This window comes from Gemmata sp. (genome assembly GCF_051859125.1).
In the GTDB taxonomy this organism is placed as follows: Bacteria; Planctomycetota; Planctomycetia; order Gemmatales; family Gemmataceae; genus Gemmata.
Genome location: NZ_JBHYGG010000122.1, coordinates 9,115 through 10,575, shown reverse-complemented (window position 1 = coordinate 10,575; position 1,461 = coordinate 9,115). Strand labels below are relative to the sequence as shown.

Here is a 1,461-nt window from a genome sequence, read left to right as displayed (position 1 = left end):
CAGCGAGGGGGTGAGGCGCACCCCCTCGCTGGCGCTCGGGGTTCGCCCGGCAACCTACTCACTTGTCCGCGGCGATCGGGCTGGGCTTGTCGGCGGTCGGGAACGCGGCGGGCAGCGGGAGCGTGACGGCCCCGGTCGCGGCCCACTCGGTCCCGCGGGTCAGCGTGCCGGCGAACCCCCAGCACCGCATCGCGTTCGCGTCGTGGCCGAGCGGCGTGTGGAACACCCGGCCCTTGCCGTAGGCCACGGTCCAGATCATCGGCTCGTGCGCGCCGGTCCCCTTCTTGTCCTTGTCCGAGTACGCGGTCGCGAGCACCTTCACGTTCTCGACCGGCCCCCGCATGTTGTCGTACAGCTCGTCGCGGACGTGCAGCCACTCCTTCGGCATCCCCTTGGTGACCGGGTGTTCGGCGTTGCGCACGGTGACCGTGAACGGCCCCGTGTACCGGTGGCCCGAGCCGTCGCCCGAGCCGCTCGGCACGCGGACCTCCTTGCCGGCGGCGTCGAGGTACAGCCGGTCGCCCCCGGTGTTCCCCCGCCACCCCATGCCGATCATCTGGTTGTACTCCTTCCACCCGCCGAACGCGTTGTTCGCCGCGTGGACCACGACGAACCCGATCTTCCCCTCGCTCAGCAGCTTCTCGAAGTCGGCGTTCAGCTCCTTGCCCCACGGCTCGCCGTTGTAGTTGCTCACCACCACGTCGTACTTCGCCAGCTCGGGCCGGAACTTCTCGACCGCCGCCCTGTGCGCCTTCTCCAGCTCCGCGACCGCGGCCTTGTACTTCGTCTCGTCCTCGGGCGTGGCGTCCTTCGGCTTCGGCGGCAGCGCGAGTTTCGGCGGGCTCGTCGCCACGTCCACGGCGAACCGCTTGGTGTCCTCGAGGACCTTCCTGATGACCGGCGTGGTCTGCGGCCAGGCGTGGTTGTTCTGCCCGTCGATGACGAGCACCTTGACCGGGGCCGGGTCGGCGGCGGCGACCGAGGTGGCCGTGCCGGCGAGCAGGCCGAGCAGCAGGAGGCGGGCGGGCGTTCGCATGTGGGGTTCGGAGCTGGAGGGAGGGGCGGGGGAAGTCTGATTGTTGCGTGCGGGGCGGGTGCGGTCAACGGCGTAGAATACGGGCGGGGTTCCGCAACCGAAGAGGAGACAGCCGATGAGCGACTCGAACGACGTGGTCCGCGTGTACTCCGGACCGCTGGCGCAGGTCGAGGCCTACCAGCAGGTGCTGACCGAGTCGGGGATCGAGAGCAAGGTGGTCGGCACCGAGTTGAGCGCGAGCTTCGGCTCGGCGCTGTCGGACTCGATCGAGCTGTGGATCCAGAGCGGCGACATGGACCGGGCCGTCGCGGCCATCAAGGAGTACGAGGCGACCGCGCCGCCGGCGGCGAGCGAGTAACTTCGAAGCACTCGAACAAGCACGAAATTCGAAGCGGGGAAACCCCAATGGAGAAGAATACCCCCCG

2 protein-coding genes are annotated in these 1,461 nt (G+C 69.4%); one reads left to right on the top strand and one right to left on the bottom strand.

Annotation, left to right across the window (positions count from 1 at the left end):
* Positions 1 to 58: 58 nt before the first annotated feature.
* Positions 59 to 1,036 (bottom strand): ThuA domain-containing protein, encoded by a 978-nt coding sequence (locus ACTIGN_RS13105; RefSeq protein ID WP_439624476.1) that lies wholly within the window; start codon positions 1,034 to 1,036, stop codon positions 59 to 61.
* A 115-nt stretch (positions 1,037 to 1,151) separates the two neighbouring features.
* On the opposite strand from ACTIGN_RS13105, the gene ACTIGN_RS13100 reads away from it, so the two are divergent.
* Complete coding sequence (locus ACTIGN_RS13100) at positions 1,152 to 1,394, top strand: hypothetical protein (protein WP_439624474.1); 243 nt, start codon at positions 1,152 to 1,154, stop codon at positions 1,392 to 1,394.
* Positions 1,395 to 1,461: the final 67 nt, after the last annotated feature.

Excerpts from the sequence above, each read along its gene's own strand:
- ACTIGN_RS13105 (WP_439624476.1), bottom strand. The coding sequence starts at position 1,036 with ATGCGAACGCCCGCCCGCCTCCTGCTGCTCGGCCTGCTCGCCGGCACG.
- ACTIGN_RS13100 (WP_439624474.1), top strand. The coding sequence starts at position 1,152 with ATGAGCGACTCGAACGACGTGGTCCGCGTGTACTCCGGACCGCTGGCG.